Consider the following 19,301-nt stretch of genomic DNA (forward strand, 5'->3'; position numbering starts at 1 on the left):
TAACCCGATGTCATTTATAGACATCTGGATGGCTAATAATATTTTGCTTTATCTTATGCTTTTTATGTCGTTGTCAGTCAGGGAGAGCTGTGAAAAATTTCGTAAATCAAATGATTATCAGAAAGGATTTACAGCGGATGCTCTCCAGTCGCCTCGACATGCGCGGTATCAGCCTGGCCTTTTCCGGCTTTCAGGCGCTCTCCCGCGTTGATTTCACCCTGACGGGCGGTTCCGTGCACGCGCTGACGGGGGCGAACGGTGCGGGGAAATCCACGCTGATGGCGGTGCTCTGCGGCACGCACGACCATTACGAAGGGGAAATTGCAATTAATAACCAGCCGGTGCCGATACGCGAACCGCTGGACGCCAAACGGCTGGGCATTCATCTGGTGCAGCAGGAGGTGGATGTTGCGCTGATCCCAGGGTTGAGTATTGCGGAAAATATTATGCTCGATCAGCTGGCGCAGCCGGGACACCGCTACCGCTGGCGCGCTATTCGCCAGCAGGCGCGTGACGCGCTGGCCCAGCTTGATGTTCATCTGGATGTGCGCCGGGTCATCGATGGTTGCACGCTCGCCGAAAAGCAGCAGATCCTGCTGGCCCGCGCGCTCTCGCACCACTGTCGTTTTCTGATCCTCGATGAACCCACCGCGCCGCTCGATCAGCATGAAAGCGAACGGCTGTTTGCCGTGGTGAAACGCCTGCAACAACAGGGGATCGGCGTGGTGTTTATCTCCCATCGCATTCATGAGCTAAAGGCCATTTGCGACACCTTAACCGTACTGCGCGATGGCAAGTTGATTGAGTCCGGGCCGATGGCGGAACTGAGCGCTGACGCCATCGTCGAGAAGATGCTGGGTCATGAGTTAAACGATATCTATCCGCCAAAACGCCCGCCGCATGCTGATGAAACGCTGCTGCGCGTGGAAGGGCTACACGATGAACGGCTGCTGAAAAATATCAGTTTGCACCTGCGTAAAGGTGAAATTCTCGGCATCGCCGGGCTGGCGGGAGCCGGGAAAACCGAGCTGTGCAAGGCGCTGTTCGGCGCGTCGAAAAGCCGCGTTGAACGCGGCGAACTCAATCATCAGCCGTGGACGCCGCGCGATCCGGTTGATTCGGTGACGCGCGGGCTGGCGCTGGTGCCGGAGGAGCGGCGCAAAGAGGGCATTTTTATTGATGAGTCCGTCGCCATGAACCTGGCGGTTGCCGCCGATAACCGTTTCTCGCGCTGGAGCTTGTTTGGTCATCGTCAGGCATGGCGCTGGGCGGAAGCGGTAATTGCCCGCGTCGGCGTGCGCGCTCGCGGGCCGGGGCAAGTGTTGCGTCGGCTTTCCGGCGGCAACCAGCAGAAAGTGGCGATCGGCAAATGGCTGCGCGGCGACGCCCGCGTGCTGATTTTCGACGAGCCGACCAAAGGCGTGGACGTGAAAGCCAAAACTGACCTGTTTGCGCTGATCGACGGCCTGGCGCGGGAAGGCAAAGGGGTGATTTACGCCTCCGGTGAGTTCGCCGAACTGGTGGGGCTGTGCGACCGCATCTGCGTGTTGTGGGACGGGCGCATCGTGGCGGAAGTGGAAGGCGCGCAGGCCCGCGAAGAGACACTACTTTATTATTCAACCGGAGGAACGGCGTTGTGAGTAAGGCCCTTTCAGTCAATGCAGCGGCGTCTGGCCGCCAGCAGATTTTCGATTTTCTCTATAAGTGGGGCATGCTGCTGACGGTTGTCGCGCTGATCGCCATTTTTGGCGTCGCGTCGGATAACTTCCTCGATCCCTTCAATATCATCAACATCCTGCGCTCTATTGCGATCGTCACGGTGATTGCGATTGGCGTCTCCATCTCGCTTACCGTCGGCGGCTTTGATCTTTCCGTTGGCTCAACCGCGTCGCTGGCGAACGCACTGGTGATTTCGCTATTCGTCTGGCACGGCTTTGGCACCACCGGGGCGATTGTCATTACCCTGGCGCTCTGTACGCTGGTGGGGCTGTTCAACGCTTTTCTGATTGTGGTACTGCGTATTCCCGACATGCTCGCCACGCTTGCCAGCCTGTTTGTGATTCAGGGGGTGGCGATGACCTACAGCTACGGCGGTTCTATTACTGAAAACATGGTGCTGCCGAGCGGTGAAATGGCTGAGGGGCTTATTCCGGCGGCATTCGGCGCGCTGGGGCAGGTGCCGACTATTGTTGTCGTGATGCTGGTCGTGACGCTGGCGGCGCAGCTCGCGCTGTCGCTGACCACCCACGGGCGACGGATGTACGCCATTGGCGGCAACCCGGAAGCGGCGCGCCTCTCCGGTATTCGCACCACCCGCTATAAAGTGGCGGCCTACGTCATTGCCTCGTTGCTGGCGGGGTTAGGGGGCATCCTGCTGGCTTCGCGTATTGGCTCTTCACAGGTTAACGCCGGGGGAGGCTATTTGATGGATGCCGTCGCGGCGGCGTGGATCGGCTTTTCGCTTGCCGGTTCCGGCAAACCAAATGCGCTCGGCACGCTGGTGGGGGCGGTGATCCTTGGCGTGCTCTCCAACGGGCTGGTGATGCTCTCGGTGCCCTATTACGCAATGGACATTATAAAAGGGCTGGTGCTGGCGGCGGCGCTGGCGATCACCTACATACAAAAACGTTAACAACACAACGGGAAACGATAATGAAAAAAACTGCACTTTCTTTGTTGGCGCTGGGATTACTGAGTTCGCTGCCGGGCTATGCGGCAACGCCTGCACCGGTGCCAGCGGCCATTGCCGGGCATAATGGCCCGGTTCGCATTGCGGTGATCCGCAACCTTGGCTCTGATGACAACACGACCCAGTTCGTTGCGGGCGCGATTCAGGAGGGGAAAAAGCTCGGCTTTAAGGTCAGCACCTTTTTAAGCAATGGCGACGACGCGAAATTCCAGGATTTCGTTAACCAGGCGATCAGCCAGAAGTATGACGGCATTATTCTCTCTCAGGGGCGCGATCCGTACTCCACCGCGCTGGTGAAGAAAGCGGTAGATGCCGGGATCAAAGTGGCGGTGTTTGATACCGCCGTCAACGGTGAGATCCCGGGCGTGACGGTAACTCAGCAGGATGACGCCTCGCTGACCCATCTCTCCTTTGGACAACTGGTAAAAGATTTCAACGGTAAAGCCAATATTATCAAGCTGTGGGTCGCCGGTTTCCCGCCGATGGAGCGTCGCCAGGCGGCTTATCAGCAAATGCTGAAGGACAATCCGGGGATTAAAGAGCTGGAGTCTATCGGCGCGGTCTCTTCCGACGTGCAGGGCGATACCGCCAACAAAGTGGGCGCGGTGCTGGCGAAATACCCGAAAGGGAAAATCGACGCTATCTGGGGAACCTGGGACGCCTTTAGCCAGGGGGCGTACAAAGCGCTGAAAGAGAATGGCCGCACTGAGATTAAGCTCTACAGCATCGACATCTCCAACCAGGATTTACAGTTGATGCGCGAGGCGGGCAGCCCGTGGAAGGTGAGCGTGGCGGTTGACCCGAAACTGATTGGCGCCACCAACGTGCGGCTGATTGCCAATAAGATTGCCGGTGAACCTACGCCTGCCACTTACGATTTTAAAGCCGCAGCCATTCCGCAGGCGCTGCTGGCAGCGCAGCCGGGGGCGGTTAACGTCGCCTCATTAGGCAAAATCATTCCGGGCTGGGGCCAGACGGAAGACTTTATCGCGCCGTGGTTTGCGACGCTTGAGGCGAAGAATAAATAATGCCCGGTGGCGCTGCGCTTACCGGGCCTACAATGCGCTCTCTGTAGGCCGGATAAGGCGGTTACGCCGCCATCCGGCGTAATGCCCGGTGGCGCTGCGCTTACCGGGCCTACAATGTGCTCCCTGTAGGCCGGATAAGGCGGTTACGCCGTTTGGCAAAAGGAGATTAAGGTGACTGAATTACCGCGCCCCGACTATAGCCGCAATATGCGGCTGATTGGCCATAGCGACCAGGGCGGTCGCCCGGACGGCGTACAGCTGATGGTACATCGCGGTTTTGCCTATATTGGCCATATGGTGTCGCAGGGGTTTTCGATTGTTGACGTGCGTGACCCGAAAAACCCACGGGCGGCGGGCTATGTGCCTGCACCGCCAGGCACCTGGAACGTGCATTTGCAGGCGCATGACGATCTGCTGCTGGTGATTAACGCCCGCGATTTGTTCGCCGATGCCCGCTTTGCCGATGAAAAGGTTTACTACACGCGGCAGGTCGGTGAGACGGTCAGCGACGTGCAGGACCGGGGCTGGAGCGCAGGGCTACGCGTGTTTGATATTTCCACGCCGGATAAACCGCGTGAAATCGGTTTTCTCTCCCTGAATGGGATCGGCATTCACCGCATCTGGTACGTCGGCGGACGCTGGGCCTACGTCTCGGCGCTGATCGACGGTTTCACTGACTACATCTTCCTGACCATCGATCTGGCCGATCCGCGTAAGCCAGAGGTGGCCGGGCGCTGGTGGTTGCCAGGGATGAATCAGGCGGCGGGAGAGACGCCAGACTGGCCGGAGGGCAAACGCTATGCGCTGCATCACGCGATTATCGCTGGCGATACCGCCTACGGTAGCTGGCGTGACGGTGGTCTGACGCTGCTGGATGTGCAAGATCGCACGCAGCCGAAACTGATTAGCCATCGCAACTGGAGCCCGCCGTTTGGCGGCGGCACACACACTGCGCTGCCGCTGCCGGACCGCGATCTGCTGGTGGTGCTGGACGAAGCGGTGCTCGACAATCAGGAAGACGGCGAAAAGCTGATCTGGCTGTTTGATATCCGCGAGCCGTCGAATCCGGTGAGCATCGCCACCTTCCCGCAGCCGGATGAGGTTGATTACGTGGCGAAAGGGGCGCACTTCGGGCCGCATAACCTGCACGAAAACCGCCCTGGCAGCTTTATTAGCTCGACGCTGATTTTCGCCACTTACCAGAACGCAGGGGTGCGCGCTTATGATATTACTAATCCTTATCGTCCGGTAGAGACCGGCGCGCTGGTGCCTGCGGCGCCTGAGAAGATGATGGATACGCGGCCAAATCGCCCGCAGGTGATCCAGTCCTGCGACGTGTTTGTCGATGCGCGGGGGATTATCTACAGCACGGATTACAACGGCGGGTTATCAGTGATTGAGTATCTGGGGTAAGTATTTGCCGGGTGGCGGGTACGCCTTACCCGGCCTGCATTCGGATCGTAGGCCCGGTAAGCGTAGCGCCACCGGGCAAACGACCCGCACTTAGCTGTACTGCCGCACCCGCGCGATCAGCGCTTCCACACTCTCAATCCGGTCGGCAATCACAATCAGCGCTTTTCCGAGGGTAATGGCATGGCGCAGGCATTCATGGCGCATTTCCGCATCCTGAATGGTATCGATATCCGCTACGTGCGACAGCCCGACGCTGCGGCGAATCAGCTCGGTGCCGCAAAAGCCGATGGCGTCCGCCCAGACTTTTTTCAGAAATTCCGACGCGTAGCCCGGCGCGCGTAGCGCCGCATCGCGGGTTTTCTCCGTCGCCAGCACCTGAAAACGTTCAGCAAAGGTGTTCCACAGCTCCTGAATATCCGTCAGCCGCTGCTCACGCGCGGCGGCGGCGTCGCGAATGCCCAGATGGCCCGGCAGGCCGCAGAAGTTCAGCAGCAGATTGCCGATGGCGGTGCCCACATCAAAGCCTATCGGCCCAAAGTAGCCGAACTCGGCGTCGATGGCTTTCAGGCGACCGTCGGCGACAAAGATCGAGCCGCTGTGGATATCGCCGTGCAGCAGCGCTTCGGCATGGGAGAAGAAACGATGTTTGAGCGCCGCCACCGCCAGCTTAAGCTGAGCGTCACTGCGCAACGCGGCGACGTCGCCTTCGATCTCCGCAGGATAGCTGTTGCGCTCGTGGATCTGGTAGGGATCGTTGAAGAACAGATCTTCGGTGATCTCACACATCTCCGGGTTAATAAATGTCGCCACCTGCGCTTTTTTGTCATGCGGGTGGAGATAAAAATCGCTGGTATGAAACAGCGTTTGCGCCAGATATTCGCCGAGCTGGCGTGCCGCCTGCGGATACCAGGCGCCTTTAATCAGTTCGCCGCGCCAGATGTTATGGTCGGAGAGATCTTCCATCACCATCACCGCCAGTTCAGGGTCGAAATGGTGGATTTTCACCGTATGCTGCGGGCAGTGCTGGTAATGCGCCACCAGCGTTTGCGCTTCAAGACGAGCGCGATCCAGCGTCAGCGGCCAGGATTCGCCGACGCAGCGCACGTAAGGCAGCGCCTGTTTGACGACGATGCGGCTTACGCCAGTGGTATCGAAAATCTTAAACACCAGATTAAGGTTGCCGTCGCCCACCTCCTGCGCCTCTACCAGTGTGGATGGATCATCGATGCCGCCAAACGTTCGGGCGTATTCCACGGCATCCTGGGCGGTAAAGGTACGGTATTGCGACATTGCCTGTTCCTCACTCATTTCACTAATAAAGACATGTAGACGTCTATACATCTGTGATTCATCCTGACACAATGTGATACAACAACGCAACAGAGAATTAACGACATGCAGACATTACAGACGACCAGCCTGCGAGTGGCGGATAACCAATTATTTATTCTCGATCAGCAGGCGCTTCCGCAGGAGAAACGCTGGCTGGATGCCTCAACGGTAGAAGCGCTGGTGGGGCATATTCACGCGCTGCGCGTGCGCGGCGCGCCGCTGATTGGTCTTTCCGCCAGTCTGCTACTGGCGCTGCTGGCGGAGTCAGGCCATCGCCGGGATGAACTGGCGATAGCGCTGGAAACGCTGCGCGCTGCGCGCCCGACGGCGGTCAATCTGATGAACAATCTCGATCGCATGAAGCAGGCGCTGAGGCAAGAAGACTTTGTCCCGGCGCTGGCGGCGGAAGCGCTGCGTCTGATCGATGAAGACAAACAACTCTGTGACGATATCGCGCGTGCGGGAAGTGCGCTGGTGAAGCCGGGCAGCCGTCTGCTGACCCACTGCAACACTGGCGGGCTGGCGACAGCGGGCACGGGGACGGCGCTGGGGGTGATTGCCCGCGCGTATGCACAGGGCAACGTGCAAAATGTCTGGGTGGATGAAACGCGCCCGTTATTGCAGGGCGGCAGACTCACCGCCTGGGAACTGGGCGAACTGGGGGTTCCCTATCAACTGATTACCGACTCAATGGCTGCCAGCCTGATGGCGAAAGGGCTGGTGGACGCGGTGTGGGTAGGGGCCGACCGTATTGCCGCAAATGGCGATGTGGCGAATAAAATCGGCACCTATTCGCTGGCGGTGCTGGCGAAATTCCACGGTATTCCGTTTTACGTTGCCGCGCCGCAAACCACGCTGGACCCCCACTGCCCGAATGGCGACGCAATCCCGATTGAGCAGCGCGCAGCAGGAGAAGTCACCGGCGTGGCGGGCAGTTTTGGCGCGGTACAGTGGGCGCCGGAAAATGCGCAGGTCTATAACCCGGCGTTTGACGTGACGCCAGCAGCGCTGATTAGCGGCTGGGTGCTGGATAGCGGTGTGGTGACGCCAGAAGATGTGGCGAAGGGGGTTTTCAGGGCGGAGGCGGCCTGATGCAGAGCAGGCCTGGCGTACAATAGCGTCGCCCGGCCAGATCGTTAAAGCAGGCGCGGATAGGCATCCGCAATGGCATCGCCGGTAAACTGCGCCACCCAGCCTTCCGGGTTATCGAAAATACGGATCGCGGTAAAGTTTGGCTCGGAGCCCATATCAAACCAGTGCGGCGTACCGGCGGGCACTGAAATCAGATCGTTTTTCTCACACAGCACCTGGTAAACCTGGTCGCCAATGTGCAGGCAAAACAGTCCTGCGCCTTCAACGAAGAAGCGCACTTCATCTTCGCCGTGGGTGTGTTCATTGAGAAACTTTGCACGCAGCGCCTCTTTTTGTGGATTGTCGGCGCGCAGGCTGATCACATCCCAGCTCTGATAGCCTTTCTCAGCAACCAGCTTATCAATCGCATGTTGATAGGCGGTGATCACCGTTTCTGGCGCGGGAGCCTGGCCTAAGTCGCGGTCTGCAACCCAGCGTTCGAAGCGGACGCCTTTCGCGTTGAGCTGTTGGGCGATCTCTGCGGCGTCGGTACTGTGCCACTGGGGCTGGCTGGCGTCTTTATCGGAATAAATAGTCAATGCGCTCATGAAAGGATCTGCTCCGGGTTAATGTCGTCGAATTGATGTACCTGGTGGTGGCGGCTGGCGCCATCACCCTCACCACGAATCAGTTGCAGGGTGCGAAGACCCGCCTCTTCAGCAGCGTCCAGCTCCTGATATACATCGGAGAGGAACAGGATTTGCGACGGCGCGACGCCGATATACGACGCGATATTGCGGTATGACTGCGTTTCTCGCTTTGCGCCGATATGGGTATCAAAATAGCCGCTGAACAGATGAGTAATATCACCTTCGTCGCTGTAGCCAAATAACAGTTTCTGCGCCGCAACGGAGCCGGAGGAATAAACATAGAGATCAATGCCTTGTGCTTTCCATTTCTCCAGCGCTGGCAGAACGTCCGGGTAGAGATGACCGGTGAAGTCGCCATTGACGTAACCATCGTGCCAGATAATGCCTTGCAGGGCTTTTAGCGCCGTTGATTTGCGATCTTCATCCATAAAGGCGAAAAGCGTTTCGATAAGTTCTGCGGTACTGGCGTCCGGCCGGGCAATCTCGTTGCGCAGATTATCAAGAATTGATTTTACCGGTTCGGCATACTGCCGGGCGGTGACAAACGCCGCCAGCCGCTCGCGCGCATAGGGGAACAGAACATTGTGAACAAAACGGATATCGCTGGTGGTGCCTTCAATATCCGTCACAATCGCGCGAATCATAATCTCTCCAGTTGTCGCAAACGCATTTCGCATTCAAATAAAAATTCCAGCCCCTCCAGATGACGGCGGGCCTCCTCCACTGAGCGTCCCCAGCAGGTTAAGCCATGACCGCGCAGAAGAAAACCGTAATTCAGAGAATGCTCTTGCGCGTAATGCGCAATACGTGACGCCAGCGCGTCGATATCCTGGTCGTTGTCGAACACTGGCACGCAGACGGTATCAAGATGGGTGGTCTGCCCGCTAAGCGACTTTTGCATTTCAAAACCGCTGATATATAGCTCCGGCGTTTTAACGATGCGCGAGAGCACCGTGGCGTTGACGGTGTGGACGTGCAACACCGCGTTTGCCTGGGGAAAGAGGCGATAAATCAGGGTATGCAGCCCGGTCTCCGCCGATGGTTTGCGACCGGACGGTGCGTGACTGGTGGCGATTTCCACCTGCAAAAAATCGTCGGTAGTCAGGTTGCCTTTATCTTTTCCCGACTCGCTGAGCCAGCAAAATGCGTCGTCCTGGCGGACAGACATATTGCCGCCAGTGGCAGGAGCCCAGCCTTTTGCCCCTATCCAGCGGCAGGTCTCGACCAGTTGTGTGAGTTGCAGGTTATCTGTCATCTTCCTTTTAGCCTCTCTCGGGGTCAGGAATGGAGTTTTTAGACATCTAAGCGTCTTGATTGCCAAATGCTAACATCGTGTTACGGCAGCAGCAACACAACTCTTCCGGGCAGGAGCAACAACGTTGTCCTGGTGGCAGTGTGACTGGTGGGGGAGGTGGTTGAGTTTGTCAGGAGCGGGAGTTTTGCGTATTGATTGATGCTTTCAATGGAAGCTGTAGGTTTGTCGCCCATAGCAGACCTGATAGCCCTTCGTTCAGGCCGCTTTTTGCCAGGAGGGGACATCCACTACAGGTATTAATCGGCAAGGTGCCGGTGATCCGCTTAAATGTTCAGGGAAGGCAATGCAGGAAGTGCGCGGGTTTTTATCATGTTATTTAACAGACCCAGATACCAGACATAAATCTCCTCCTTGATATTAAGAACATTCGGGGGCGCGGATGGAAAGTGGTTTATTCTCTTTTTCACAGAACAGGAATGTCAGAGCCGGGAAGAGGGGATTAGCGAGAGATTAAAACAGGCAACTCAGGAGTTCAGTAAATGGATACTAAAAAATGGCGCTGTGTTTGCGCCATTTTACCATATTAAGAATTTGTCACCGGCTTGTTCCCAAAGGGATCTCCGGGTCTGGTTGATGAGTAATCCTGTTACGCAGATCCCGACGGATAATTTCGATGGACCAGAACCAGATTAAATGTCCAAAAATCTCGGATACATTCTCATACCATGGAAGGTCAACCAAAGGTGGAGTCAGCCCCATGAGAGGGAAGGAAATCATATGGACGAAAAGCTGTGCCAGCGCACCAGCCAGCAAACCCTGCCAGAGTTTAATTTTGGGGAAAACTTCAGCAACAACACAGTAACCCACTGCGAAGACAATCGAAAAGATGATGTGTGTTACACCAACCCAGTTAAACACATGCCCGGCAAAGGTGTAGACGGCAGCGTTAGGATCAGCAAGCCCCATCCAGTCACGAAGGAAAATATAAGGGGGATTCAGGAAATTGCGGGAACAGTCAATTTGCCCGGCAGCCCTGATTAATGATTCCGGCCCGCATGCAGCAGTGAACATATCAGTCGGACTGCGGGGTGGCAAAGGTACTTCAGCGCCCCATTTAACAAATGCTGATACGATACCAGCGATTAACCCAATAAATGCAGCCAGGCCATAACGCCTGCGGTTTGGTGGAGTTTGTTCAAATATATTCATATTTCATCCGTTGAATTTCATCGTGTTAACATAATCATTTAGTAGTATTCATGAAAACCACCAAATGTAAAGATGTGTATGTGATTGTATGTTCCGTATTTGCGTCAGTAACTGGAAATTCCCAATCGAGTTGCTTTATATGGCGTAACAGGAAGGCTGTGAAAGTGGTGAGAGCGGCAAGGTCGTATGCGATCTACTGCAAGATTCTCATCAGTAGAATTAATAGAGTAGCAACCACGCCGCATGAAAGAGCATGGTACGGACAGCTGGCGTGCGAATATAGAATGTTGCCAGCCGCCGCAGATTGTATCTGCCCGGCATGACGGATCAATGTGTTTTAAGTATTAATGCCACGTCTTTTTGCTCAGGCTGGTTATAGCTGAAATAGCATGTGCTGAATCATCAAAAAGCCGGGTCAGTACAGGAACCCACTGCCTGTTTTTGTACTCAAGCACCAGATGTCCAGTCTGGTCTTTGCTGACGATGGCAAATGTCCTGAGTTCAGGCGTTGGAACAGGGAGAGCGGTGCCAGGCGGGAAATATATTCTTACCCCGGCAATAATCATGTTGTCCATGCTCATCATTCGTTCACCAGCCACATATCGGCTTCTTCAAACATCTCTTCCAGCATTCTGTTTAGCCGCTCTTTTTCGGTCTTTGTGCAGTCGCTGTTTAATGCGTTAGCCTGCATTGGCTTAACTCTCACGTCGGCGTCGGGGAAGATCCGGTGTACGCGCTTTGTCAGCTCGTTAAGAATGATGTTTCTTGCGTCCGGTAGCTCTCTATTTTGTGAATATTTTTACGCAGGGCAACAAGTCATTTTGCAGTGAAATCCCATACAACAAACCGTTAACAGGTGAATGGCAAATAGAGGCAAACGGTGGCATACATTGGTAATCCTTCTATTGCTTTTATTTATATGTTTTTATTTTTTAATCACCAAAAAGTCTAAGTGAATGACTGGCTGAAAAAACAGGAGGGTGAACAGACGGTGAACAGTCAGACCTTCAACTGTTCACCCTTTAACTTACTGTATTACCTATATCTTTATTTAAGGTGAACAGTGGTGAATAGTTATAAGTAAAAAAACAAACAGAGAGAGGGGATTTCCTGCGACCTTCTCTGGCCAGCCTCTTTTGCTCCGCAACCTTTCGTACTATCGAGTCTATCGACGAGGAGATACGGCCACCGGCAGAAGAAAAGCCCGAACCGCCACAGACAGCCCCAGAAACACCGCCCCGAATTCTGGACTGCGCCCGCTCATTGCTGCGCCACTGATTCAGGAGAAAAGACAATGGCACGAGCACTACTGAAACAGGCCTTTGAAGCCTGTCAGAAGAATAAATCGGACTGGATGAGCAGCAAGTCAGCACTGGCGCGGGCTGAAATGGCGCTGAAAGAGCTGGAGCTGACCTGCACCCGTTATGAACCGGAGGCAGCACAGGCGCTGCGTATGATATTGACCTGAAAAAATGGGCGGTAAATCAGTCGGCCGGGCATTACATCCGGTCACATGAGGCCGTGCAGCGTATCAGTATCCGTCGTCAGCTCCACGCCTTTATGCAGGTAAGCGGCGACGCGCTGGCACCGGAATTACTGCATCACAGCGAACAACCTGAAATCGTCAGAGAACGGGCTCTCGACCGGGCGGCCGCCAGTGTTCGCGAAGCGCTGTCCATTCATGTAACCAGCGGAGGAAATATTGATTACGCAGAGGAAGATCGCGACATTCTGACAACCATCGGTTTCCGGCCTGACAGAGCCTCGAGAGACGACAACCGGGCAAAATATACGCCTGAACAGAGCCAGATTTTCATGCGCCGACAGGCCGCGCAGACCCGCAAAAAAACCATATAAAACGTCCCGAAAATACCCGTCTTTTTAATAAAAATAGCCATGCATGCTTAAGCTGCATGGCTTTGCATGCAAAACTCTGAATTTTCCACACCCCGCCGCACCAGCACTGGCGCGGCCTGAGCCCCTTCATGCACCTGCATTAAAAACGTCCCCTTAAGCGGGCAGGCGTGGCGGGGAGAGCATTGCGCGCTGCAAATGTTATTAATTACTACAAAGACGGAGGGTAATCCCCTCCAGTCAATTTAGAGTGAAGCCAGAATTGCAGGGGTCAGAGCTGCACCTTTAGCAACCTGATCATCTCCTCCTAACTGATGATAGTGGTTTAATACAATATCAAGACTTTCATCAAAGATCTCTTCATTGATATTTATTTGGTTGACGCTTGAAAGTGCCTGAAAAATATTTTCTTTAGTCTTTAAGTATTTAATGGCCGCAACCATAGCAACATAATATTTTATATTTGTTGTTGTTTTTGGGTCTGGCGTATATTTATCAATTTCAACCTTTAAAAAAGCTTCAGTAGCTTTTATAATTAATATTACTTTTAAGTATGTGTCTATTGCTATATCCAAGCTAAATATTTTTTTATATTCAATATCTGAGTTTATAAGTGTTGATGGTCGTGCTCTTGCGCTGTCTGGTCTAAATAAAACAATTGTCATCATTGCTTGTGCAAGATATGCAATGCTTATTATTTTTGATGCTGGTTTACCAAGATTTTTGTAGAAATTCTTCTTCCTGTCATAATAGAAGTCGTTAGCCTTTAAATAATCTTCAATATTTCTGTGAATCTCATCTGAGCTTCTGAGGGAAGCTGGCAGAATAGCTGTTTGACTGTTCGTTGCACGAATTATTCTATCGCGTGCTTCTTCGTTTTCCTCACAAATAATCCTGATGAGAATAGAACGTTTATCATCTACAGAGTTATCAGCATTAGAAAAGTGACGATATATCTCATGTGAGGTTTGTAGTCCATTTACAATTTGAGGATCTTCTATTGTTAATTGTTTTCCTGCACTAACTGCTTTAGGTGTGATAATGGTGACACCATTATTTAAGTACCAAAAATCATCAGAGTTCATATTTTGAAGCGTTAATCGGATGCCTGTGTTTACAGTTACACTTCCCTGATAGTCTCGCACATTTGATTCAAAAATACTTCTTGCTAGTGCGCCATTATCGCTTACAAATTCATAATATTTTGTAAGTGAAGCTAGGCAAATATAGCTACCTGCTGAAGTACTAATCGGCTGTTCTGATATTTCTAGCGTTCGGGAGCTTGCAGGGATATTTCTGCTCATTTCTAACAGTGTTGTAGCACCAATAAAAGAGAATTCGCAAACTGAACCGCTAAATAATCTATGGATATCATCACGTAACTTATTTGCTTTGTCAATTACATTGGGGTGTATATCAGCATCAACACCTTGGGTAGCATAGAAAAATTTAATTAAAATAGTAGGGAATGTTTTTGCTAATTTTGAATAGGCACCTCTAAATAAATTGATTTTCTCAAGTAATAAAGAGTTATAACGCTTCTTAAATTTTTCGAGATCATTACCTAAATCAAATAAATCTTGAATGGTTTCTCGGAACTTAATTATTGCATCTTCTTTAAAGGTTGGAGATGTTTTAGATTGAATTATTACTAGCTCAATGTGATTTTTTCTTACTTGAGTATTAAGTTGTTTGTCTTCCTTTTGTAGTTCACCATTAACAAAAGTAAATATAGAGTCAATACCACCATCACCACCATCACCACCATCACCACCATCACCACCATCACCACCATCACCACCATTACCAACAATGCCATATTCAATGTCATCATATGTAACATCGTAGTCTTTAAGAATCTCTGATGCTGAGTATAACTCAAAGAATTCTGTATCTTTGATGTCAGTTCCCAACTCATTTTTTTTATCTTTAAGGATCTGCTCTAGTATTATTTGATCATTTGTTTTTTTAGACATGTAAAACTCCTTTTCATTTTTTATTTGAGCCGTTAACATAGTATCCCCGCCATGACATCAACTCAATGCATTGAGTAATATATGTTGACCGATTATAAGTTTTCTTGACTTCATTTCTATCGGTATGAGCTAAGGCTGATTCAATTACATCTGGGTTAAGCCCCACTTCATTCATTGCAGTACTGGCTATTGAACGTAGACCGTGGGCAACCAACTTTCCGCCATAACCAATTCGCTTAAGAGCCGCATTAGCTGTCTGGCTATTCATCGGCAACTTTGGATCATTTCTACTGGGAAAAACATGTTCACGATGAGCGCTGATTGGCTTCATCACTTCCAGAATATCTAATGCCTGAGGAGATAGAGGTACAATGTGCTCACGCTTCGCCTTCATCCGTTCGGCTGGAATAGTCCAGAGTCTGGTCTCAAGGTCGATCTCTTCCCATCGAGTACCAGATGCTTCAGATGGACGCACGAGAGTCAGGAGCTGCCATTCAATAAGACAGCGAGTCGGAACAGACAGATTCGACATGACCAAGGAACGCATCAGTTTCGGCAATTCTTCTGGTCGTAGCGTGGGCATGTTCTGCTTTTTGGGTTTCTCAAATGCCATTCCAACACCTGATGCCGGGTTAGCATCAATCAGGCCGGTGTTGACTGCATAAATCATTATTTCGTTAATGTGCTGTACTAGGCGGCGAACTGTCTCCAGTGCCCCTCGTGCTTTGATTGGATTAAGTGCTTCAACAATCGTTCTGGCCTTTATCTCCTGAACAGGTATCTCACCAATAGCAGGGAACACGTCTTTATCCAAAGAACGCCAGATGTCTTTTGCATAATCTTCTGTGACACTTCTGCTTTTCATCTGGAACCAGTTAGCGGCCACAGTTGAGAAAATGCTGTCTAATTCAATCTGGCGTTGTTCTGACGCTTGTTCTTGCTGCTGTTGTGGATCCTTCCCCTGCGCGAGCGTAGCTAAATGTTGGTCGCGTATCTGGCGAGCTGCTGCGAGCGTAAGGGCAGGGTATGAACCGAGACTCAGATTAGTGCGGCTATTACTTACAGGACGTTGGTATCGGAAGCGCCAGAGTTTTTTACCAGATGTTTTGACGAGTAAGAACAGGCCGTCACCATCATGCAGAGTGAAGTCTTTTTCTCGGGGCTTAGCTTTAAGGATCTCGTTATTAGTGAGGGGGCGTGTGATACGCGCCATGCCTGGATTCCTTCCATAATTGGTACACGTTTAATGGACCACAGTATAGCGTGTACCTAAATGTACCAATTTTCTCTGGATTTAGCCGGATGAGCTCGGACAACGACAGACACAAAAAAGCCCGCAGGGCTTGCGCCGTGCGGGCTCTTAGGACTTCATCGGATGACTCTGGTAATCACCGATGGAGAATTTTGGGCTGGCGGAGTCTGAATTCGTTGCGTAACTTGTTGTTTAATAGTTGATAATCTTCAATTCAATTTTCATTTTGGTCCCATTGTTGGTCCTAAAACAAAATGTCAGGTTTTTTGCAGGGGAGGGCAGGTTACAGTAGAAGTCTCTTCGTCTGTGAGATTAGCATTTTGCTTTCCTTTAGTCTGCTCTGTATTTAAGCGTTTATTTCACATTAGTTTTTAGCAAGCCGGTAGAGCGCCTTGCTCGCAGAATATCCACTACGGAAATATACGGGGTTTGTTCTTGCCACGAAAATCCCTTTCGGTCGATACGGACAAGCCCGTATTTTTCGACAAGAAAGTTCACCGCATCGCTGAGCGATACTCCAGCATTAATATGTTCCTTAATAACTGTTTTATCACTGAACGGCGTGTCGCTCAGTGTCAGGCCATAGTGCTGTTCCAGCAGGCGTGTCAGTAGTATTTGCCAGACAGCTACGGGCGACAGACAGGGCTTCGCCGCCCGCGAAATTGTAGCAGGTAGAGTTTTCATGCTTGCTCTCGTGAATTAGTTAGCGTTGAGTGGGATAAACAGCGATGTATGCATAGCCGCAACTACCAAGGGTATCGGCTTCGCAGGTGAAACCATTGTGGTACAGGTTGACGCAGTGGGCATGTCGGGGATTCAGTTCACCGGTGATTAGCATCAATTCCATCTGGCTGATAAAGTGCGGGAAAGTTTCATCCAGTTTCCGGCATTCGGCGTCACTGAACTTACCGATGATGCTGGCCCGGTCAGCCAAGTAATACAGCCGGTTCCCCTCCTGCACAAGGCGGGCTCCTAGGCGCGGCGTGATATCCCGCTGCAGGCCCCATGTGGTGTTGCTCATTTATAACCTCTTTTATTGTCAGTTCAGGGTGATACTCATCAGGCAGGCATACGGTCCGTTGCGGTCCTGGCGGCGTTGGGCGTATACCGCCAGCACACCGGGAATGTCAGGAACCACCTGACCGGTGTAATGACAGACGCTACCGTGCCACTGATATTTTCCGCTGCAGTAGCGAAAGATTCGGGACTCAGGATGCTGGCGGTATATCGTCATTGCCCGGCGTTTACTGATAATTTTCATGTAATACCTCACAGCAGACCGTGTTCTGCGAACGAATAGATTTGCCTGCCACCAACAATCAGATGGTCAGGGACACGGATATCCACCAGTTGAAGTACTTGAGTCAGTCGCTGCGTGAGGGCTTTGTCAGCCTGGCTGGGCGTCGTCTCGCCGGAAGGATGGTTATGCGCCAGTATCACCGCCGCCGCATTGAAATGCAGTGCACGTTTGACCACTTCCCGGGGATGGACCTCGGTGCGGTTAATCGTGCCACTAAAGAGCGTCTCATGGGCGATAAGCTGGTTCTGATTATCCAGATACAGCACCCGGAACTCTTCCCGCTCAAGTGCGGCCATATGCAGTCGCAACCACTCTCGAACGGCGTGAGTGGAGGTGAAAGCTACTCCAGGCTCATGCAGGTGTCGCTCCAGAGCCCTGAGCGCCCGCTGAATGAGACGCCGGTACTGTGGCGTCATCTCGCCGGGTAAAAAGGAGATCTGTTTCATCCGTTGTTCCTCCGTTCAGTCGATGATACGCAGAATGGCGTGAGCTTCAGGATGCTGCAGGGCATAGTCCCGCAAGTGATAATAGTGTGCGGTCATTGCGTCACATTCTGTACGACAGGCGTGATGGCTGTATTCAATCAGGCAGACCGCGATACCTGCGGCTTCCACACTCATTTCCGCATCATTACCGTTCATGCTGTTGAACAGATGCCATTTATCACCACAGTCAGCATCAGGGGCCATAAACGCGCCGCCATTGCTGAGCGTGTAAAAGGACCAGATACCACCGCTGTACTCATCACAGAAGCGGTCCATCCAGGCGAAAATACGGGGTTCCAGCGTTATCCACTGCGTGATAGCACCAAAGTGCAGCGGCCAGAAATCGAGGCGCTGCTCGTCAGGTACTGGTGTTGCAGTGAGGTCAAATTGAGGTTCATTAGCGGACATCAATTCGCATTGCGTTTGTGTCGTCATAGATATTCTCCGTCAATAAAAACGCCAGCGACGATGGCTGGCGTAAGGGAAATAAAGGACATGCAGGGATGATGGATTGGTGTAATCAGGAGGAGGATGCTCTGAGGATGCCGTACTGCCGGATATAACGGTTATGTCCTTCACCAGCATCAGGTTCAAAGCACCAGGCCCGCCAGACCATTCGACCTTCAGAGTCACGAGCCACCAGGCGGAAGTGACTACCCTGGTCGTCTTCAATGCCGATGTTGCGATACCGGCGGGTAACCGCTTCGGCCTGCTGTCGGGTAAAAGGTCCCGGTGGCAGCATGTGAGATTCAGGCATTCGGTGTACCTTAAAAACAAAAGCCCCTGACGCAGAAGCGTCAGGGGCTATGAGTGTATGCAGGTGTGGGGTGATTATCAGTAACCGGTTTGTACCTTATACAGCCGCAGGGTTTTGCTGCCCCGTACAATTTTCACATACAGGGCATTATCTTTCGTGCTGCGCACAAACCCGGCCTGTACATCGCCCTTACAGTCACCACCGTCGTAAGAAATGTTGACACCGGTCTGGCGCACCAGGTCGATAACCCCGAAGCTTAGGTCCTCACAGGCCGGGCCCGGCAGGTCCTGAATCAGGGCAAATTTATGGTCGTCGCTGACACCGCTCAGTGAGCATATGGAGGTATTGATGTCGTTTCCCTGGCACCAGTACTCCTGGCCGGGATTGTCTTTATCCATCAGGCTTGCCGGAAGCTGAGCGGCACCGGCACTGAATGCGGCAAGTGACAGAATGAGGGCGGGTACAGCAGAGATCATTATTTTCAGCATGGTTTCTTCCTGAATTAATCCAGCCCGCTGTCGGGCAAAATGAGGTAGGTTGATATCGGGTGTTATCAGAAGCGACGGTAACGAAACAGCTCTTTGCCCTGGTAAAGTGCCACCAGGTCGTCATATTCAGGCTTCTTCTGGTTGGGCTTAAAGGTCACTACCGTGCCCGGACGGCACAGGTCTTTTACGGTGAGACCGAATTTCTTGTCCGGAGTAATGGTGAATCCCTTCGACACATCGTTGTGCATGATAGTTATCCAGCCCCACAGGCCGCCTTCGCAGTCTTTAAAGGGGGCTGAACGCACCGTGACCATCCCGCCCAGGCGGTCAACAGACATGGCTTCGCATTTTCCAGTAACCTGACGATGCGCATCGCACCAGAAAATGTTCCCGTTGTTGTCATTAACTACCGCAGGTAGGGTCCGATTATAAGGCTGAGCCTGAGCGCCCGCACAGAGCAGAAGGCTGCCGGTAATACCCAGTACTTTAATCAGTGTTTTCATTACGTTGGTCCTTAACAGAGAAAGAATCAGGTAGCGGTC

Annotated in this window: 21 protein-coding genes and 2 pseudogenes; 6 read left to right on the forward strand and 17 right to left on the reverse strand. The window is 52.4% G+C overall.

The genetic code is table 11. From position 1 onward, the window contains the following. Positions 1 to 137: 137 nt before the first annotated feature. The 4 genes from FD428_RS05210 (at position 138) to FD428_RS05225 (ending at position 5,130) form a co-directional block, all read left to right on the forward strand. Entirely contained in the window at positions 138 to 1,640 is a 1,503-nt protein-coding gene (locus tag FD428_RS05210) for a sugar ABC transporter ATP-binding protein (RefSeq protein ID WP_024130870.1), read from the forward strand. Continuing rightward, positions 1,637 to 2,632 carry an ABC transporter permease gene (locus FD428_RS05215; protein ID WP_047461798.1) on the forward strand — a complete coding sequence of 332 codons (996 nt, stop codon included), beginning with the start codon at positions 1,637 to 1,639 and terminating at the stop codon, positions 2,630 to 2,632. Before FD428_RS05210 ends, FD428_RS05215 begins: the two co-directional genes overlap by 4 nt. Before the next feature lie 20 nt (positions 2,633 to 2,652). After that, positions 2,653 to 3,717: a sugar ABC transporter substrate-binding protein gene (locus FD428_RS05220; protein ID WP_060815943.1), complete on the forward strand. Its 1,065-nt coding sequence runs from the start codon at positions 2,653 to 2,655 to the stop codon at positions 3,715 to 3,717. Positions 3,718 to 3,888: 171 nt separating this feature from the next. Further along, positions 3,889 to 5,130, forward strand: coding sequence for an LVIVD repeat-containing protein (locus FD428_RS05225; RefSeq protein ID WP_114848643.1), 1,242 nt, complete (start codon positions 3,889 to 3,891; stop codon positions 5,128 to 5,130). A 90-nt stretch (positions 5,131 to 5,220) separates the two neighbouring features. Here the strand turns inward: FD428_RS05225 and mtnK are convergent, their stop codons facing one another. Then, positions 5,221 to 6,420, reverse strand: a complete 1,200-nt coding sequence (gene mtnK / locus FD428_RS05230) for an S-methyl-5-thioribose kinase (protein ID WP_024130868.1) — start codon at positions 6,418 to 6,420, stop codon at positions 5,221 to 5,223. 105 nt (positions 6,421 to 6,525) lie between these two features. On the opposite strand from mtnK, the gene mtnA reads away from it, so the two are divergent. Continuing rightward, entirely contained in the window at positions 6,526 to 7,554 is a 1,029-nt protein-coding gene (mtnA, locus tag FD428_RS05235; protein ID WP_114848642.1) for an S-methyl-5-thioribose-1-phosphate isomerase, read from the forward strand. A 44-nt stretch (positions 7,555 to 7,598) separates the two neighbouring features. On the opposite strand, the gene FD428_RS05240 is transcribed toward mtnA, so the two are convergent. The 6 genes and pseudogenes from FD428_RS05240 to FD428_RS05265 form a co-directional block, all read right to left on the reverse strand. Beyond that, positions 7,599 to 8,141 (reverse strand): acireductone dioxygenase, encoded by a 543-nt coding sequence (locus FD428_RS05240; protein ID WP_012134737.1) that lies wholly within the window; start codon positions 8,139 to 8,141, stop codon positions 7,599 to 7,601. Then, positions 8,138 to 8,827, reverse strand: a complete 690-nt coding sequence (gene mtnC / locus FD428_RS05245) for an acireductone synthase (protein WP_071257972.1) — start codon at positions 8,825 to 8,827, stop codon at positions 8,138 to 8,140. Before mtnC ends, FD428_RS05240 begins: the two co-directional genes overlap by 4 nt. Next, positions 8,824 to 9,438 (reverse strand): methylthioribulose 1-phosphate dehydratase, encoded by a 615-nt coding sequence (locus tag FD428_RS05250; protein ID WP_049011878.1) that lies wholly within the window; start codon positions 9,436 to 9,438, stop codon positions 8,824 to 8,826. Before FD428_RS05250 ends, mtnC begins: the two co-directional genes overlap by 4 nt. Before the next feature lie 594 nt (positions 9,439 to 10,032). Further along, a complete protein-coding gene (locus tag FD428_RS05255) occupies positions 10,033 to 10,647 on the reverse strand; it encodes a YagU family protein (protein WP_024130867.1) in 615 nt (204 codons plus the stop codon). A gap of 344 nt (positions 10,648 to 10,991) precedes the next feature. Beyond that, positions 10,992 to 11,231 (reverse strand): hypothetical protein, encoded by a 240-nt coding sequence (locus tag FD428_RS05260; RefSeq protein WP_047461812.1) that lies wholly within the window; start codon positions 11,229 to 11,231, stop codon positions 10,992 to 10,994. Beyond that, positions 11,228 to 11,425: pseudogene (locus FD428_RS05265) on the reverse strand (DinI family protein); the annotation flags it as partial. The pseudogene FD428_RS05265 and the gene FD428_RS05260, both read right to left, overlap by 4 nt. A gap of 516 nt (positions 11,426 to 11,941) precedes the next feature. Between FD428_RS05265 and FD428_RS05270 the strand changes: the two are divergent. Beyond that, positions 11,942 to 12,504: pseudogene (locus FD428_RS05270) on the forward strand (phage polarity suppression protein). A 242-nt stretch (positions 12,505 to 12,746) separates the two neighbouring features. Here the strand turns inward: FD428_RS05270 and FD428_RS05275 are convergent. From FD428_RS05275 to FD428_RS05320, 10 genes are all read right to left on the reverse strand, one after another. Beyond that, entirely contained in the window at positions 12,747 to 14,477 is a 1,731-nt protein-coding gene (locus FD428_RS05275) for an AIPR family protein (RefSeq protein ID WP_114848640.1), read from the reverse strand. Positions 14,478 to 14,490: 13 nt separating this feature from the next. Next, complete coding sequence (locus tag FD428_RS05280) at positions 14,491 to 15,690, reverse strand: integrase domain-containing protein (protein WP_114848639.1); 1,200 nt, start codon at positions 15,688 to 15,690, stop codon at positions 14,491 to 14,493. Between the two features lie 393 nt (positions 15,691 to 16,083). Continuing rightward, on the reverse strand, positions 16,084 to 16,413 hold the full coding sequence (locus FD428_RS05285) for a TA system toxin CbtA family protein (protein ID WP_114848638.1): 330 nt from the start codon (positions 16,411 to 16,413) through the stop codon (positions 16,084 to 16,086). 19 nt (positions 16,414 to 16,432) lie between these two features. Next, positions 16,433 to 16,750 (reverse strand): type IV toxin-antitoxin system YeeU family antitoxin, encoded by a 318-nt coding sequence (locus tag FD428_RS05290; protein ID WP_114848637.1) that lies wholly within the window; start codon positions 16,748 to 16,750, stop codon positions 16,433 to 16,435. A gap of 18 nt (positions 16,751 to 16,768) precedes the next feature. Continuing rightward, entirely contained in the window at positions 16,769 to 16,990 is a 222-nt protein-coding gene (locus FD428_RS05295; protein ID WP_016248358.1) for a DUF987 domain-containing protein, read from the reverse strand. Positions 16,991 to 16,998: 8 nt separating this feature from the next. Continuing rightward, on the reverse strand, positions 16,999 to 17,475 hold the full coding sequence (locus tag FD428_RS05300; RefSeq protein ID WP_114848636.1) for a RadC family protein: 477 nt from the start codon (positions 17,473 to 17,475) through the stop codon (positions 16,999 to 17,001). A 15-nt stretch (positions 17,476 to 17,490) separates the two neighbouring features. Beyond that, the gene (locus FD428_RS05305; protein WP_114848635.1) at positions 17,491 to 17,949 is read right to left on the reverse strand and encodes an antirestriction protein; all 459 of its coding nucleotides are present in this window, start codon (positions 17,947 to 17,949) and stop codon (positions 17,491 to 17,493) included. A gap of 85 nt (positions 17,950 to 18,034) precedes the next feature. Further along, positions 18,035 to 18,271: a DUF905 domain-containing protein gene (locus FD428_RS05310; RefSeq protein WP_114848634.1), complete on the reverse strand. Its 237-nt coding sequence runs from the start codon at positions 18,269 to 18,271 to the stop codon at positions 18,035 to 18,037. 77 nt (positions 18,272 to 18,348) lie between these two features. Continuing rightward, complete coding sequence (locus FD428_RS05315; RefSeq protein ID WP_114848633.1) at positions 18,349 to 18,759, reverse strand: hypothetical protein; 411 nt, start codon at positions 18,757 to 18,759, stop codon at positions 18,349 to 18,351. A 65-nt stretch (positions 18,760 to 18,824) separates the two neighbouring features. After that, on the reverse strand, positions 18,825 to 19,262 hold the full coding sequence (locus FD428_RS05320) for a hypothetical protein (RefSeq protein ID WP_047028252.1): 438 nt from the start codon (positions 19,260 to 19,262) through the stop codon (positions 18,825 to 18,827). Between the last annotated feature and the right edge of the window lie 39 nt (positions 19,263 to 19,301).

The organism is Citrobacter sp. TBCP-5362 (assembly GCF_005406305.1).
GTDB lineage: Bacteria > Pseudomonadota > Gammaproteobacteria > Enterobacterales > Enterobacteriaceae > Citrobacter_B > Citrobacter_B koseri.

What these genes read in the sequence shown, in the direction of transcription:
- FD428_RS05210 (WP_024130870.1), top strand. Translation starts at nt 138, where the DNA reads ATGCTCTCCAGTCGCCTCGACATGCGCGGTATCAGCCTGGCCTTTTCC.
- FD428_RS05220 (WP_060815943.1), top strand. Translation starts at nt 2,653, where the DNA reads ATGAAAAAAACTGCACTTTCTTTGTTGGCGCTGGGATTACTGAGTTCG.
- mtnK (WP_024130868.1), bottom strand. Translation starts at nt 6,420, where the DNA reads ATGTCGCAATACCGTACCTTTACCGCCCAGGATGCCGTGGAATACGCC.
- mtnA (WP_114848642.1), top strand. Translation starts at nt 6,526, where the DNA reads ATGCAGACATTACAGACGACCAGCCTGCGAGTGGCGGATAACCAATTA.
- FD428_RS05240 (WP_012134737.1), bottom strand. Translation starts at nt 8,141, where the DNA reads ATGAGCGCATTGACTATTTATTCCGATAAAGACGCCAGCCAGCCCCAG.
- mtnC (WP_071257972.1), bottom strand. Translation starts at nt 8,827, where the DNA reads ATGATTCGCGCGATTGTGACGGATATTGAAGGCACCACCAGCGATATC.
- FD428_RS05250 (WP_049011878.1), bottom strand. Translation starts at nt 9,438, where the DNA reads ATGACAGATAACCTGCAACTCACACAACTGGTCGAGACCTGCCGCTGG.
- FD428_RS05255 (WP_024130867.1), bottom strand. Translation starts at nt 10,647, where the DNA reads ATGAATATATTTGAACAAACTCCACCAAACCGCAGGCGTTATGGCCTG.
- FD428_RS05260 (WP_047461812.1), bottom strand. Translation starts at nt 11,231, where the DNA reads ATGATGAGCATGGACAACATGATTATTGCCGGGGTAAGAATATATTTC.
- FD428_RS05275 (WP_114848640.1), bottom strand. Translation starts at nt 14,477, where the DNA reads ATGTCTAAAAAAACAAATGATCAAATAATACTAGAGCAGATCCTTAAA.
- FD428_RS05280 (WP_114848639.1), bottom strand. Translation starts at nt 15,690, where the DNA reads ATGGCGCGTATCACACGCCCCCTCACTAATAACGAGATCCTTAAAGCT.
- FD428_RS05285 (WP_114848638.1), bottom strand. Translation starts at nt 16,413, where the DNA reads ATGAAAACTCTACCTGCTACAATTTCGCGGGCGGCGAAGCCCTGTCTG.
- FD428_RS05290 (WP_114848637.1), bottom strand. Translation starts at nt 16,750, where the DNA reads ATGAGCAACACCACATGGGGCCTGCAGCGGGATATCACGCCGCGCCTA.
- FD428_RS05295 (WP_016248358.1), bottom strand. Translation starts at nt 16,990, where the DNA reads ATGAAAATTATCAGTAAACGCCGGGCAATGACGATATACCGCCAGCAT.
- FD428_RS05300 (WP_114848636.1), bottom strand. Translation starts at nt 17,475, where the DNA reads ATGAAACAGATCTCCTTTTTACCCGGCGAGATGACGCCACAGTACCGG.
- FD428_RS05305 (WP_114848635.1), bottom strand. Translation starts at nt 17,949, where the DNA reads ATGACGACACAAACGCAATGCGAATTGATGTCCGCTAATGAACCTCAA.
- FD428_RS05310 (WP_114848634.1), bottom strand. Translation starts at nt 18,271, where the DNA reads ATGCCTGAATCTCACATGCTGCCACCGGGACCTTTTACCCGACAGCAG.
- FD428_RS05315 (WP_114848633.1), bottom strand. Translation starts at nt 18,759, where the DNA reads ATGCTGAAAATAATGATCTCTGCTGTACCCGCCCTCATTCTGTCACTT.
- FD428_RS05320 (WP_047028252.1), bottom strand. Translation starts at nt 19,262, where the DNA reads ATGAAAACACTGATTAAAGTACTGGGTATTACCGGCAGCCTTCTGCTC.